Source organism: Xanthomonas axonopodis (assembly GCF_001304695.1).
Lineage (GTDB): Bacteria > Pseudomonadota > Gammaproteobacteria > Xanthomonadales > Xanthomonadaceae > Xanthomonas > Xanthomonas axonopodis.
Genome location: NZ_JFAQ01000135.1, coordinates 1 through 13,832, shown reverse-complemented (window position 1 = coordinate 13,832; position 13,832 = coordinate 1). Strand labels below are relative to the sequence as shown.

Genomic DNA, 13,832 nt, shown 5'->3' with positions numbered 1-13,832 from the left:
TTGATCAGCGTTGCCTTAGCTCAACTATGAGGAGCTGAAATCCAATCTTCCTGCTCGCAAGCGAAGTTGTAAAAAGCCTAACGAACCAACGCCACGAATCATCAAAAAAGAGATAACCCAGACATCCAACAAGCTGCTGCCTTGCGGGTATCTGGGTAATACCCCGTTTTTAGCGGTTGCCAGAAGTGGAGCTCAGCTGCCAATGCAAGCGTCTGCCTCGGCGCGATGCCGCCGAGCGCCATGTTCGGACACTCGTTGTTGTAAGTCCATCGCCAACGGGTGGCATGTCCTGTACCTGCTTGATGTCATTGAAAAGTTTGCTGGCAAGCCAAGCCTAACGCACGGTCCGTTTGGAGCGTTCGATGTAAGCGTTCTCCTGTGGATGGCCTGGCTGGATGCACGGTAGCGCGATGCCTTGCCGCGCGGCCCATGCGACGCGCCATTGATGTACTCCGGGCCATTGTCACAGCGGATGGTAGGCGGTTTGCCGCGCCATTGGATCACCTGCTCCAGGCATGCGGATCATGCGGGCAGCAGGCAGGGACAGATCGACCTTCACTGCCAGCCCGTCGCTGTTTACGTCATCCCGCACATAACGCAGTCTGGTGATGCCCCTGCGCCGTACCCCCGGCCGAGCTGCGTTGCTGCCAGTGCCCTGGCTGCGGTTGTTGCGTGACGCTGCGCTTCGGTGCAATCGGCGAGGCAGGTCGAGCGACTCGGCACTCTCCCGTCCGCGCGCGCTGCCCAAGGCCGCCAATTACGCGGCTTGCACTGTCTCTGGCAGCAACTGGCCGATCCGGGTACGCACCCGTTCGGCATAGCTCGCCGAGGTGATCTGCGGCAGGCTGTGCAAGGCATCTGCAATGGCTGCGTGGATCTGATCTTCGTCGCGCGCGGCCTGCAGTTGCAGGATATCGAGCAAATACAGGTGACATGACTGCGACCGTGTGTCGCCACCCTCTCCACATGCTCGCGATGGCATCTGTGTACGCTGTAGCGCACCTCCGGGGAACGCACAGATGACATCCAGATTGTTGGGCCTGATGAGCGCATTGCTCGTACTGACCGGCTGCAACCGCGCCCGCCAGCGCCACCCACGCTCTGGTTGCGGCCGCTGACGACCAACCGGCGGAAACTGTTCCACCGGCCACGGCGCCAGCTGGCACATTTCCGTCGCACACCCAGCCGGACCCCGCTGCGCTTGCGCGCATGGATGGTTACGGCGATTTGCGCTTCGGGATGGATGCCAGCCAGGCGCGCGCTGCCTGAGGTGGCGAGTTGCGGGGCGAAGCAGCAACCGATGGCGGTTGTTACCTGCTGCGCCCACAGTGGGCCAGCGATGCGCGTCGCTTCGGTTTTATGTTCGAAGGCGGACAGTTGGTGCGCTTCCAGACCAGCGAAGCGAAAGAGACGGCGCCAGGCGGCGGCAAGGTCGGCATGACCCTGGCGCAGCTGCGTACGTTGTACCCCGACGGCCTGACCGAGCAGCCGCAGAAGTACATTCCAGGTGCGCTGACGCTGCGCTTGCCCGACGCAGTCACGCAGACCGCGCTGGTGTTCGAGACCGATGCAGATGGCAACGTCAGCAGCTGGCGCGTAGGCAAACCGCCGCAGGTGGATTACGTCGAAGGCTGTGGGTGAAATGCGGCGTGTAATGGTGGTGTCGTCTTGTGTAGGCGTCTGTACATGGCGCTAGGGGAGGGTGCGTGAGTCTGCTGTCGGCGATTCAGACTAGCTCTATGTCGCCTACATCACGTGCGCAAGGCTCGCGCGTCAGACGGCGGCAACGTGGACCAGCATGGACGTCACCCTCATCAGCCCAGGCGTCGCGACCAGCCAGCGATGGCGGGCATTCTCAGAATCGCTCCGCGCAAAGGCGGCACAGCGCTGGGCGTGACCGTTGCGTCGCGCCACACCACGACTGCATGCCGATCTGCGTCTGGCGAACGCATGGCGCTCGTGAGTCGATGCCTCATGTGTTGACTACCGCGTCAGTCGGTCGCCCCGTTGAGAAGGTCTTGAGCAGCAACGGGACCTGATCGGAAAACAATCCACGCCGAGCAGCACCTCCTTAGCCGCCCTCCGACGCCGGCCCCGGATGCTGCTTCTCGGTTTCTTCGTTCTCGCCAACATCGCCTTTGGCCTGCGGCAACCCTTCCTGCTGCGTGTCGCCATGGTCCGGTACTTCCGGGCGGTTTTCCATCATCAGCGATAGCGCCGCCTTGGCCATCAAGTGCGCGCTGATCGGTGCGGTGATGAACAAGAAGACGGTGATCAGTAATTCGCGCGGTTGCGGGTCCACACCCAGAAACAGGTGGTAGCCCACCGATGCCAGCAGCACGCAGCCCACGCCCAGCGTGCTGGCCTTGGTCGGTGCATGCAGGCGCTTGAAAAAATCCGACAGTTTCACCAGGCCGAAAGCGCCGATCAGGATGAAGAACGTGCCTGCCAGCAACAAGGCGCTGAGCAGATATTCGGTAAGGGCGATCATTCGACGATGTCCCTGCGCAGCACATACTTGCTCAGCACCACGGTGCTGCCGAAGCCGAGCATTGCAATGACCAGGGCCGCCTCGAAATAGATCGGCGAATCCAGGTACATGCCCAGCAGCATCAATTCGGCGATGGCGGTGACCGAGAGCGTATCCAGCGCCAGGATGCGGTCTGGCACGGTCGGCCCGCGCAGCAATCGCCACAAGGCCATCAGGATGGCCAGGCCCACCGCATGCATGCAGATCACGATGGTCGATTCGATGAACATGTGGCCGGTCATGGAAAGATCTCCATCAGGGGCTTTTCGTAGCGGGTCTTGATCTCGGCGATCAGCGCCTCCGGATCGTCCAGATGCAGCACGTGCACCAGCAGATATTTGCGGTCGTCCGACAGCGCGGCCGAGACGGTTCCCGGCGTCAGCGTGATCATGCTGGTCAACGCGGCGATGCCGTGAATATTGGCGATATCCAGCGGCACCCAGATGAAACCGGGATGGATACGCAATTCGGGCCCGAGCACCTGCGCTGCGACCTTGATGTTGGAGCGCACGATGTCGCCCGCGGCCACCAGCAGCATGCGCGGCACCGAGCGCAGCGAGCCGATCTGTGCGAACTCGCGGTCCAGCCGCGACGCGAAGATCGGCACGATCACACCCAACAGCATGCCCAAGACCCATTGCTGCGGCCCGAAGCTATCGCTGAGCAGCAGCCAGAACACGAAGACCGTCACGCTCAACGGTGGCGACGGAAACAGGCGGCGACGCAGCGGCAGGCGCGTGTTCATGGCTGCCTCCGTTGCGGCGTGGTGGCGCGCACCTGGTCTACATACGCGGCGGGGTCGCGCAACTGCGCAGCGGCCGCATCGGTGTAATGCATCAAGGGGCCTGCGGCGCCGGTCATCGCGACCAACCCGCTTAGCAACAGCACCGTGGCGGCGGTCTCCACCGGACGCATGCGGCCACGTCGCGGCGGTTGCGGTTCCGGCGCATTTTCCGCCGCGGCCGGCACCCGCCAGAACAACCGCACGCCGGCGCGGGTGAGGCCGATCACGATCAGCAGGCTACTGCCCAGCACCGCAGTCCACACCGGCCCCACCAGCCCTTCAGGCACGTGTTGCAGCAATGCGGCCTTGGCCAGAAATCCGGACAGCGGCGGCAACTCGGCCACCGCGACCGCAGCGATCATGAACATCGTGCCCGGAATGGCTCGCCCCGGCAGCGGCGCCACCACTTCCTTGCGGTCGCTGGCACTGCCGCGGCGGCGGATCAGGTCGGAGACCATGAACAACGCAGCGGCCACAAAGCTGCTGTGCGGCACGTAATACAGCCCTGTGCCCAGCGCGCCGGCATCATCCAGCGAAAAAGCGATGAACAAGGTCGCCGCCGAAAACACCACCAGGTACGACACCATCACCCGCAGCCGCGATGCGGCCATCACCCCGAACGCGGCCATCAGCAGCGTCGCGATGCCCAGCCACAACAGCGCCTGGCGACCGAAGCCGTGCAGCGCGCCGGCACCGAACCACAACGACGACACCCGCAGCACTGCGTACAGCCCCACCTTGGTCATGATGGCGAACAACGCAGCCACCGCCGCTGGCGCACGCGAATAGGTTTCCGGCAGCCACAGATACAGCGGCAACAACGCGGCCTTGCTGCAGAACACCAGCAGCAACAGGCCCAGCATGGCCTTGGCCAGCGGCACATCCTGCGCCGGCAGATCGGCAATGCGCTGCGACAGCTCGGCCATGTTGAGCGTGCCAAACACACCGAACAGCAGGCCCAGCGCAATCAGCAACAACGTCGACGCGCACACGTTGAACACCACGTAGTGCAGGCCCACCCGCATCTGCAATCCGCGCCCACCGCTGAGCAGCAGGCCGTAGGAGGCGATGAGCATCACTTCGAAGAACACGAACAGGTTGAAGATGTCGCCGGTCAGGAATGCGCCGTTCAAGCCCATCAACTGGAACTGGAACAACGCATGAAAATGCGGTGCGCGCCGGTCCCAGCCTGCGCAGGCATGCAGCAGGCACGCCGAGCCCAGGATCAAGGTCGTTAACAGCATCCACGCTGACAAGCGGTCGCCCATCAGCACGATGCCGATGCGCGCCGGCCAGTCGCCGAGCAGATAGACCAGGATCTGGCCGTCGGCAGCGCGTGCGAACAGGGCGATGACCGCCGCGGCCAACAAGGCGATGCTGACCCACGCCACGCTGCGCTGCCCGCGCGGCCCATAGCGGCGGTGTTCGACGAATAACGACGCCGAAGCGCCCAGCATCGGGATCAGGATGGGCAGGATCAGCAGATGGTTCATCGCCGGGCCTCGCGCGTATCCGCGCCGGTCGCGGCATCTTCGTGCGCATCCACATGGTCGCTGCCATTGTCGCTACGGCTGCGGATCGCCAGCACCAGGCTCACGGCGGTCATCGCAAACGCGATCACGATGGCGGTCAGCACCAGGCCCTGCGGAAGCGGGTCGGTGTGATGCATCAGCTCGGCCGGCACGCCGTCGCGCAACACCGGCGCCTGGCCGCTGCGCAAGCGCCCACCGGCAAAGATCAGCAAGTTGGTCGCATACGACAGGAAGGTCATGCCCAGGATCACATCGAAGCTGCGCGCGCGCAGCAGCAGATAGATCGCCAATGCGGTGAGGACGCCGATCGCGCTTGCCACTGCCAGTTCCATCAATGCTGCTCCGCGGTGCGTGTCGAACGTTGGGTGGGGTCGATCTCGCCGCGCTGCGAACTGCGCGTACGCGAAGGTTTGATCGTGCCCATCATCGACAGCATCAACATCGCCGCACCGAACACCACCAGGTACACGCCGGTATCGAAACCCAGCGTACTGGCCAGTTCCAGCCCGCCCAACAGCGGCAGCGGAATTTCCAGATGTCCGCTGCTCAGGAACGGCAGCCCGAAGACCAGCGAGCCGGCACCGCTGACCAGCGCGCACAACAAGCCCATGCCGATCAGGCGGATGTAGTCGAAACCAAAGCGCGACTCCACCGAGGCGGTCCCCTGAATCACGTACTGCATCAGCAATGGCACTGCCAGCACCAGGCCAGCGATGAATCCACCGCCCGGCGCGTTGTGCCCGCGCAGGAACAGGAACAGCGACACTGTCAGCGTCAGCGGGAACATGATCTGTGCCAGATCGGCGGGCACCGGCAACGTGATCGGCGGCCCCGGCATGGTGCGCTCCGGTGCCATGCGCGAGCGGCGCAGCAAGGCGTGCACCACCAGGCCGGCAATGGCGAAGACGGTAATCTCGCCAAACGTATCGAAGCCGCGGAAATCCACCAGGATCACGTTGACCACATTGCGTCCATACGCTTCAGGCAGCGCGCGCTCCAGCAGTTCGCCGGCGACCGAATGGCTGGGTTGCGTCATCAGGGTATACGCCAACGCGGCCAGACCCGCGCCGCCGACAACGGCAATTGCGGCATCACGAATCTTGCGCAGTCGCGCACGTTCGGGCAACGAGCGCTCCGGCAGATAGTTCATCGCCAGCAGCATCAGCACCAGCGTGACCATTTCCACCAGCAACTGCGTCAGTGCCAGATCCGGTGCCGACAAGAACACGAATGTCAGGCTGACCGCCAGCCCGGTGCCGCCGAGCACCAGCACCGCCAGCAGGCGCTGCCTGTACAGGAACAGGCTGCCCAGGGCGCATGCGATCATCAACACCCATACCATCCACCCCAGCGCCGGCATCGGCATAGGGGCGGGCCACTGCGGCAATGCACTGCCTTGCAGGAACGGCACCAGCGCCACCACGACGGCGCTTAGTACCAGCAGCATCAACATGCGCTGCAGGTTGCCGTTGGTGACTGCGTCGGTCATGCGTGCGGTAGCAGCGAACAAGGCGCGCAAATTCCATTGAAACAGCGCCTTGCCGGGCGAACGGTTCTGGATCGCGTACAGATCCAGCGTGCGGCGCAGCGCGATGTACAACAACGCACCGCCGACAATGCCGGCAACGCTCATCGCCAGCGGCAAATTGACGCCATGCCACAGCGCCAGGCTGTAGTCGGGCAGACGGTCGCCCAAGATCGCGGTGGCACCGGCGCGCAATACGGGCGCCACTGTCCACGCTGGCACGATGCCCACCGCCACGCAGGTGAGCACCAGCACGTCGACCGGAATCCGCATCCAGCGTGGCGGCTCGTGCGGCGTGGTGTCCAGCGCGCGCGGGCCGTCGCCGAAGAACGTGTCGTGCACGAAGCGCAGGCTATATGCCACGCTCAACAAGCCGGCCAGCAGCGCAGCGGTGCTGGCCAGGATGCGCATCGGTTGCGGCGCTTCGGTGTCCAGGGCAACGGCGAAGAACATTTCCTTCGACAAGAAGCCGTTGAGCAGCGGAATGCCGGCCATGGCCAGCGAGGCAGTGATGGCCAGTGCGCTGGTCACCGGCATCAACCGGCGCAGATTGCCCAGCTTGCGCATGTCGCGCGTGCCGGTCTCATGGTCGATGATGCCGGCGGCCATGAACAACGACGCTTTGAAGACCGCGTGGTTGATGAGGTGAAACACGCCGGCCACCACCGCCATCGGCGTGGACAGGCCGAACAGCATCGTGATCAGGCCCAGATGCGAAATGGTCGAGTACGCCAGCACGCCCTTGAGATCGTGCTGAAAGATGGCGTGCCAGGCGCCCAACAACACCGTGATCGCGCCGATGCCGGTCACCGTATAGAAAAACAGATCGGTACCGGCCAGCGCCGGATGCAACCGCGCCAGCAAAAAGACGCCGGCCTTCACCATCGTGGCCGAATGCAGATACGCCGACACCGGCGTGGGCGCCGCCATTGCGTGCGGCAACCAGAAGTGGAACGGGAACTGCGCGCTCTTGGTGAAGATGCCCAGCAACACCAGGCCCAGCGCGTACGGATACAGCGGGCTGGCGCGGATCACATCGCCGGCCGCCAGGACGGCATCGAGCTGAAAGCTGCCGACGATGCGGCCGATCATCAACACGCCGCCCAATAACGCCAAGCCGCCGCCGGCAGTCAGCACAAAGGCCATGCGCGCGCCTTCGCGTGCGTCCTTGCGGTGCGACCAGAAGCCGATCAACAGGAACGAGCTGATACTGGTGAGTTCCCAGAAGACCATCAACAACAGCAGGTTGCCCGATAGCACCATGCCCAGCATCGCGCCCATGAACAGCAAGAGATAGGCAAAAAAGCGCGACGCGCTGTCGCGTGCGCTCAAGTAGTAATGCGCGTACAGCACCACCAGCGCACCGATGCCCAGCACCAGCAGTGCGAACATCCAGGCCAGGCCATCAAGCCGCAGCGAAAACATCAAACCGACCTGCGGCAGCCACGCATGTTCGCTGGCAATCACCTCGCCGCGCAGCACCGCTGGCGTCAACAGCACCAGCACCAGCAGCCCGGCCAACGGCGCGGACGCAGCCAACCACGCAGTGATCGAACGGGATGCGCGCCAGAGCAGCGCCGCGGCCGCGGCCATGACAAATGGCAGCGCCAGCAGAATTTCCAACGACAAAGGCATGCAGGGAACACAAGATTCGCGAGCAGACCAAAAAGCTTAACAAACCGTTGACTGACGTCCGCGTCAACGCCGCCAGCGCGCATGGCCCGCCATCCGCCACACTGGGCTGCACATCCCCCATGCCGCACTCGCTATGCTGCAGGCATTCATGCCTCGATAATTGCCCCGTGACTGCCGCCAATCCCGCTCCGTCCACCGCTGCATCTGCGCCGCGCGCCCTGGTCTTCGGGCGGCAGCGGGCAAATCGGCGAGCGCTTGCTGACCCGGCTGCTGAGCCGCGGATGGCAGGTGACAGCGTGGTCGCGGCAGCCGCGCGCAGCGCGCTCCGGTCTGATCTGGCGGCAGGGCGATCTGGCAATGCCGGCAACCGCTGGCGAGGCCTTCGATGTCATCTTCAGCTGTGGCCCGTTGGACCACTCGCCCGCTGGTATGCCGAAAACCCGGCGGTGTCGTCGCGCATCGTGGCGTTCGGTTCCACCAGCGTCGAGGTCAAGGAACACTCCATCGACGCACCGACTGAAATACGCACGCCGCGATGTCGGCTACGCGCCGCGCGCATTTCGTCCACTGCCCGAAGAGCTCGGGATCGGCGAGTGATGCCTGGCTGGTCTGCCGGCGGCGCTTAGTAGCGCCAGCCCAGCTGGCGATACGCCTTGGCCAGCACCCAGATCGGCCCGATGAGCAGGTAGGTCAGATCGGTCAGGAAGCTCGGTTTGCGGCCTTCGATCTTGTGGCCGACGAATTGCGCAATCCAGGCCAGCACGAACACGGTCAGCGCGGTGGTGAACAGGCCGCCGAGCCCGATTCGGCCTTCGATCAACCGGCACAGACAGCCGAAGAAGAAGAAGATCCCCAGCATGCCCAGCCCCAGCGGGCGCGACAGCCGGTTGTAGTACGACCACGCCGCGAACATCGACAGTGCGGCCCACACACCGCTGCTGAACCAGGTGCCGCCGACCGGGATGCACCACAACAGCGCCACCACCGACCACAGGATTGCAGGCACCGCCAGCACGTGGATCTGCTGATTGGTCGCGTTTTGATGATCGTCGGAATAACTGGCGAAATAGCGCTCGATCGGTCGCGCGGTCGTGGTGCGTTGGGTCATGTTCCCTCCCAGGAATGACCCAAGCATACGCGCGCGGATGGCGCCATGGCAGATGTGCCCCCTCGCCACGCCCTGGTGGCGTGACGAAGGGCGCACCCGTCAGTTCACCGAGACCGCGTTCCACGCCGCCGCTACCGCGCGGTACTGCGTGGACGTGCTGCCGTACAGATCGGTCGCCGCGCTCAGCGTGGCCCGACGGGCCGCGGCGTAGTTGGTGGACGAGGTCATGTAGACCGTCAGTGCGCGATACCAGATGCGGCTGGCCGCGGCGCGGCCGATCGCGGTGAGCGCCGTGGAGCCGCTGCAGACCAGACTGGCCGGGGTCAGTTTGTAGCTGGTGCCGGAGCCGAACCCGCTCGGCACCACCGTCCCTTCGGCCAGCAGATAGTAGAAGTGATTGGCCACGCCCGAGCTGTAGTGCACATCGAGCGAGCCCAGGCTGCTGCTGTAGCAATCTGGCGATTTGCCATCCAAGCTTGGCTTGAACATGTAACGCAACGCCAGTGTGCCGGTGCTGTTGTTGGGGATGATCTTCTCGCCAATCAGATAATTGCCCGGCTCGGCACTGTTGGCAGCGGAGTATTCCACCATGGTGCCCATGATGTCGGACGTGGCTTCATTCAACCCGCTCGATTCGCCCGAGTAGGTCAGCGCGGCGGTCCGGCTGGTCACACCGTGGGTCATCTCGTGGCCGGCCACATCCACCGACACCAGTGGCGTGAACGTGCTGCCGTCGCCATCGCCGAATGTCATGCAGAAACAGTTGTCCAGCCAGAAGGCGTTGTTGTAGCGGCTACCGTAATGCACCCGGCTTCGTGCACCGGCGCCGTCGTTTGCAATACCTGTGCGCGAATGCGTGGCGCGGTAATAGTCCCAGGTCAACGCCACGCCGTAGTGCGCATCGACCGCTGCGGTGACCGTATCGCCGGTGGTGCCGCTACCCCAGGCATTGTCGGCGTCGGTGATCAACGTGCCATTGCCGGAGGTGCTGTTGCGCATGTTGTAGGTCGCACCGCTGCCGCGACTGACATCGGTTATTTCATAGCTGGTGCTGCTGCAGCGCGTCGTATTCAGCGTCACGCTGCCCGCATACAACGAACGTCCTGTACCGGCGGCGCTGGTGCCGCCGGTACACGCGGTATGCACGGTATCCCAGGACTCGAGGGTGCGCTGGTTCACCGCATCGACGATGTAATGCATCTCGGTCGGCGTCTGGTCGGGTTTGACGCCGCTGTAGATCACCTCGTACACCAGGCGCGGCGCGCCTTGGCGTGCATACAGCGCCAGGCTCGCACGCGGTGTGGCATCCTGCGCCACATCGAAGTGCGATCCGGCCACACGCAATGCGGTTGTCGCATCGATACCCGGCACCAGGCTTGGACGCACCGTGGTGTCCATGGTCTGGCTCAATTCACGCATGACCCCGCGGCGCGAGTGCACGACCACGTCGCCACCGATCACGGGCAGACCCTGATAGGTGCGATCGAAGCGCACATGTTCGGTGCCGTCGGCATCGACGATGCTGTCGCGTGCGACGAAGGCGTCGGCCGGCGCGCGATTGGCCAATGCCGAGGCGTTGTTCCCCAATAACGATTGCGCGCGCGAAACAGCGGCATTTGCCGACAGATCCGCAGCGTTTGCGGCAGCAGAAAACGAGAGCGCGCAGCAGATTGCCGCGCCCAGCACATGGAGTTGCATGACGACTCTCTCCAGAAGACCTGCGATGCAAAGACCGGCAGCCCCCCGACAGCCGGTCGCCGATGACACCTTGGGTGCCGGCAACTACGCTTGCACAGTCACGAACTGGACAATAGTAAAAATTACGGATGTGTTTCATTTTGTGCGCCCGGCCACTTTACGCTGTGGCGCACATCGCACATCGCACATCGCACATCGCACAGGTGCAGCGGATGCATGGCGTTATTGGCCCTTGCAGCCAAGTATGCGCGCAATGCAGTGGTTTTAGGCGGGGTTGCGCGGCCTCGCTGCGAAAGCGAGTCGGGGCGCTGCGGTTCCCATCGCCACGCGTGCTCACCGTTGCACGACCGCCAGATTGCCCAGTGGTGCCGTTATTCCCACGGTATATGTAGAAGCAAAAACGCCGGCCGATGCCCTGGCCGGCGTTTTTTATCTATCGTTGAAAGATCAGCGACCGCCCATCGCAATCTTCTGCTGTTCTTGCTGGGCCTGTTGCTGCTGCGACTGACCAGCCAGAAACTGAGCGCTGGTTTGCTCAAGTGTCGGGGCAGGTTGATTCAGGTCCACCGCCGCCCGGAAGCCCGGCGTGGTGCCCATGACGAACGCCTTGCCGTCCTGCACTGTCACGTTCTGCAACTTGTCCGCGCTGTCGATCCCATTCTGCTTCGCCTGCAGCGTGACATGTGCCGCGGTCTCGTTGGAGATCATGCTCGGCAGCTTGCTGCGGATTGCGTTGTGCAACGCGTGGTCAGGATGCGATGCATCGTTGAGCGAAGGCCCTTTCGGGGCAGCAACCGGCACCTCGCGGGTCTGCACCGGTTGCGCAGACAACGCTGCCCGCGTGTCGCGGCCAACAACACCGTCCTGCTGCAGCCCATGCTGCTTCTGGAACGCCATCACCGCCTCACGCGTGTTGTCGCCGAACCGGCCATCCTCGGCCAGCCGATTGCCCTGCGCATCGCGCACGCCCAGACGGTTGAGGTCCTGCTGCAGCTTGCCGGCGCTGCCTGGATGTGCCGCGTGCCCGCTTCCTGTTGGTGGTGGCCCTGGTTCCAGAAGTCCTCGGGACTGGTCAATTTGCCGTTGGCAACGCAACTGGTAATGCACATGCTGCACATATTGGCTTGCGCCATTGGGTCCCCGTCCACCCATCGTGCCGATGGCATCGCCTGCCGACAGCGTTTGCCCTTCTTTGACCTTGACGCCATCCAGATGCAGGATCTCGTGTGAGTTGCCTTGTGCATCGCGAATCTTGACGGTGCCATAGTTTCCGCCGGCAAAGGTCACCGTTCCGGCGAAGGGGGAATGCACGATTGGATGCTGCAGATTGCGTCCTGCCTGAACGCCCTGATAATTGAAGTCGGTGCCGACGTGGTCGCGCGCGCTGCGGTGCTCGCCGTAATGACCGGTGACATGCGGCGCAGTGCCGTTCTGCGGCGGAAGCATGCGCTCCATGGTGGCCTGGAACGAATGCGCGTTCGAACCGGCATGCGGCGTTTGCGCCGGTGTCGAATGCTGCGCGGGCGCGACAGTCTGTCCAAGTTGACCGTGTTCGAGCTTGTGCATCACTTCGGGCATGAGGTCGCGCTGCCAGCGCGCGAAGCGGCTTTCGCGGTCAGCCAGTCCATTCGGCGGATCGCCGCCGTTGATCGCAACGCCTGCTGCATGCGCATCTTGCCTGACCGCTTGCGGCACGTTGTGCTGCCAGTACCAGGTTGCGATCCGCGACGCGTTTTCCGGTTGCGCGGCCAGTCGGGGTGCGCAACCAGGTCGAGTTTCAACGCTTCGCCGGCCTCGCGATACTGATCCTTGCCGGTGAGCTGGATGTAGCCGCGACCACGGTAAAGATAACCATCGCCGGGCTCGTCGTTCCGCATGCGCCCGCCATACATCAATTCGGCAAGTTTCTCCGGTTGGCCGCGCAATGCGTCCAGGCGCGCTTCTTCCAGCGTCTCCGGTCCTTCGCGCAGTGCAGAACGCACTTTCGAGCTCACTTGCGAGGGGCCGCGCGCGTAGCGGAACCCTTCTTCCAGGCGATTGAGTCCACCCGATTCGTGGCCTACCTGGGCCATGAAATTCGCCAATTCGTCTGGCCGGGTGATTACCGCTGCATAGGCTGCCTGCAGCAGCCCAGTTTCGCGATCGGTTGCCATGGTGTAACTCATCATTTCTCAGCAACATGAAAAGACGGACCCATCCTTGTCCGCGTAAGCGATTACCTCCCTTTAATTTTGTTTCTGGGCTCCAGCCTCATCCAGCGCTGCGACTTTCTTGAGCGTGGCAGGGTCGAAGTCCTGGAACGTCACCGTCCCAAAATCCTTGTCGGTTAGTTGCAGGGTGTTGTGTTGTTCGGTCTCGGTCTCGGTCTCGGTCTCGGTATCGGAGAGATCGCGCACGACCTTGTCCAGCAACCAGGTCTGCTTGTCTGCCGAATACTTGAACGTGAAGTCATCGGCCCAGCGTTCGCGCGAACCGCCTGAAATGGAGATGGTGAATTGCCCAGGCTGTACGCGCGAAAATGCATACGGGTCGCCTGCCAGGCCGCCGCAGCGGGCACAGGGCACGATGCGATTATTTTCGGCGGACTTTTGCAGGCTGCCATCGGCGTTCTGGGTCAGCAGCAGGACCCGACGTGGCTGCCCTTCGCCGAGCTTTTCGTTACCGATTGCCGGCGGAGAAATCACGACCAGTGCGTCGGAATGTCCGGCGCCAGTCAGGTCGCCGCGCTTGGTATCCAGCGCCTTCGATCCTGCTGGAACGAAGGAGTCAATCGTTGCCATGGGTACAGCCCGTTGTGTCGGTGTGGCAGAGGGTGACGCGGCCGGGGCGGGTGGTTGAGCCGCGGCTGCCGGTGCATTGGCCGGCGTTCCAGGCGCATCGGCAGGCTGCGGACCGTTACACGCGGCAAGCGCTACTGCCAGCATGGGGATGAGCAGTCTGAAGGGGGGCACGGCTGTCTCCTGATTTGGGGTTTTTGCATGGCGCGGTGTTGCCCGCGCCGCTAGGTGTTTGATCCCATG

At 63.5% G+C, this 13,832-nt stretch carries 9 protein-coding genes and 5 pseudogenes; 2 read left to right on the top strand and 12 right to left on the bottom strand.

Annotated elements, in window-relative coordinates:
* Nucleotides 1-194 precede the first annotated feature (194 nt).
* Both XAXN_RS23155 and XAXN_RS22525 read right to left on the bottom strand, forming a co-directional pair.
* Nucleotides 195-604: pseudogene (locus XAXN_RS23155) on the bottom strand (integrase core domain-containing protein); the annotation flags it as partial.
* 153 nt (nt 605-757) lie between these two features.
* A pseudogene (locus XAXN_RS22525) lies at nt 758-937 on the bottom strand (hypothetical protein); the annotation flags it as partial.
* Between the two features lie 106 nt (nt 938-1,043).
* Here XAXN_RS22525 and XAXN_RS12805 point away from each other — a divergent pair.
* Nucleotides 1,044-1,641: pseudogene (locus XAXN_RS12805) on the top strand (lectin).
* Between the two features lie 430 nt (nt 1,642-2,071).
* Here XAXN_RS12805 and XAXN_RS12800 read toward each other — a convergent pair.
* Genes XAXN_RS12800 through XAXN_RS12775 form a run of 6 tightly spaced genes read right to left on the bottom strand, consistent with a single transcriptional unit; the run spans nt 2,072 to nt 8,006 of the window.
* The gene (locus XAXN_RS12800) at nt 2,072-2,491 is read right to left on the bottom strand and encodes a Na+/H+ antiporter subunit G (protein ID WP_054319816.1); all 420 of its coding nucleotides are present in this window, start codon (nt 2,489-2,491) and stop codon (nt 2,072-2,074) included.
* Complete coding sequence (locus tag XAXN_RS12795; protein ID WP_042821140.1) at nt 2,488-2,772, bottom strand: K+/H+ antiporter subunit F; 285 nt, start codon at nt 2,770-2,772, stop codon at nt 2,488-2,490. Before XAXN_RS12795 ends, XAXN_RS12800 begins: the two co-directional genes overlap by 4 nt.
* Complete coding sequence (locus XAXN_RS12790) at nt 2,769-3,275, bottom strand: Na+/H+ antiporter subunit E (RefSeq protein WP_054319815.1); 507 nt, start codon at nt 3,273-3,275, stop codon at nt 2,769-2,771. The genes XAXN_RS12795 and XAXN_RS12790 overlap by 4 nt, the downstream gene beginning before the upstream one ends.
* Nucleotides 3,272-4,807, bottom strand: coding sequence for a monovalent cation/H+ antiporter subunit D (locus tag XAXN_RS12785; protein WP_054319814.1), 1,536 nt, complete (start codon nt 4,805-4,807; stop codon nt 3,272-3,274). Before XAXN_RS12785 ends, XAXN_RS12790 begins: the two co-directional genes overlap by 4 nt.
* Nucleotides 4,804-5,178 carry a Na+/H+ antiporter subunit C gene (locus tag XAXN_RS12780; protein WP_054319813.1) on the bottom strand — a complete coding sequence of 125 codons (375 nt, stop codon included), beginning with the start codon at nt 5,176-5,178 and terminating at the stop codon, nt 4,804-4,806. The genes XAXN_RS12785 and XAXN_RS12780 overlap by 4 nt, the downstream gene beginning before the upstream one ends.
* Complete coding sequence (locus XAXN_RS12775; RefSeq protein WP_054319812.1) at nt 5,178-8,006, bottom strand: monovalent cation/H+ antiporter subunit A; 2,829 nt, start codon at nt 8,004-8,006, stop codon at nt 5,178-5,180. The genes XAXN_RS12780 and XAXN_RS12775 overlap by 1 nt, the downstream gene beginning before the upstream one ends.
* A 167-nt stretch (nt 8,007-8,173) precedes the next feature.
* Between XAXN_RS12775 and XAXN_RS23150 the strand changes: the two are divergent.
* Nucleotides 8,174-8,518: pseudogene (locus XAXN_RS23150) on the top strand (NAD-dependent epimerase/dehydratase family protein); the annotation flags it as partial.
* Between the two features lie 110 nt (nt 8,519-8,628).
* Here the strand turns inward: XAXN_RS23150 and XAXN_RS12770 are convergent.
* The 4 genes and pseudogenes from XAXN_RS12770 to XAXN_RS12750 form a co-directional block, all read right to left on the bottom strand.
* Entirely contained in the window at nt 8,629-9,114 is a 486-nt protein-coding gene (locus tag XAXN_RS12770; RefSeq protein WP_054319811.1) for an Mpo1 family 2-hydroxy fatty acid dioxygenase, read from the bottom strand.
* A 99-nt stretch (nt 9,115-9,213) separates the two neighbouring features.
* A complete protein-coding gene (locus XAXN_RS12765) occupies nt 9,214-10,812 on the bottom strand; it encodes a M4 family metallopeptidase (protein WP_054319810.1) in 1,599 nt (532 codons plus the stop codon).
* 447 nt (nt 10,813-11,259) lie between these two features.
* Nucleotides 11,260-12,965: pseudogene (locus tag XAXN_RS12760) on the bottom strand (peptidoglycan-binding protein).
* Between the two features lie 72 nt (nt 12,966-13,037).
* Entirely contained in the window at nt 13,038-13,592 is a 555-nt protein-coding gene (locus XAXN_RS12750; RefSeq protein WP_054319808.1) for a hypothetical protein, read from the bottom strand.
* Between the last annotated feature and the right edge of the window lie 240 nt (nt 13,593-13,832).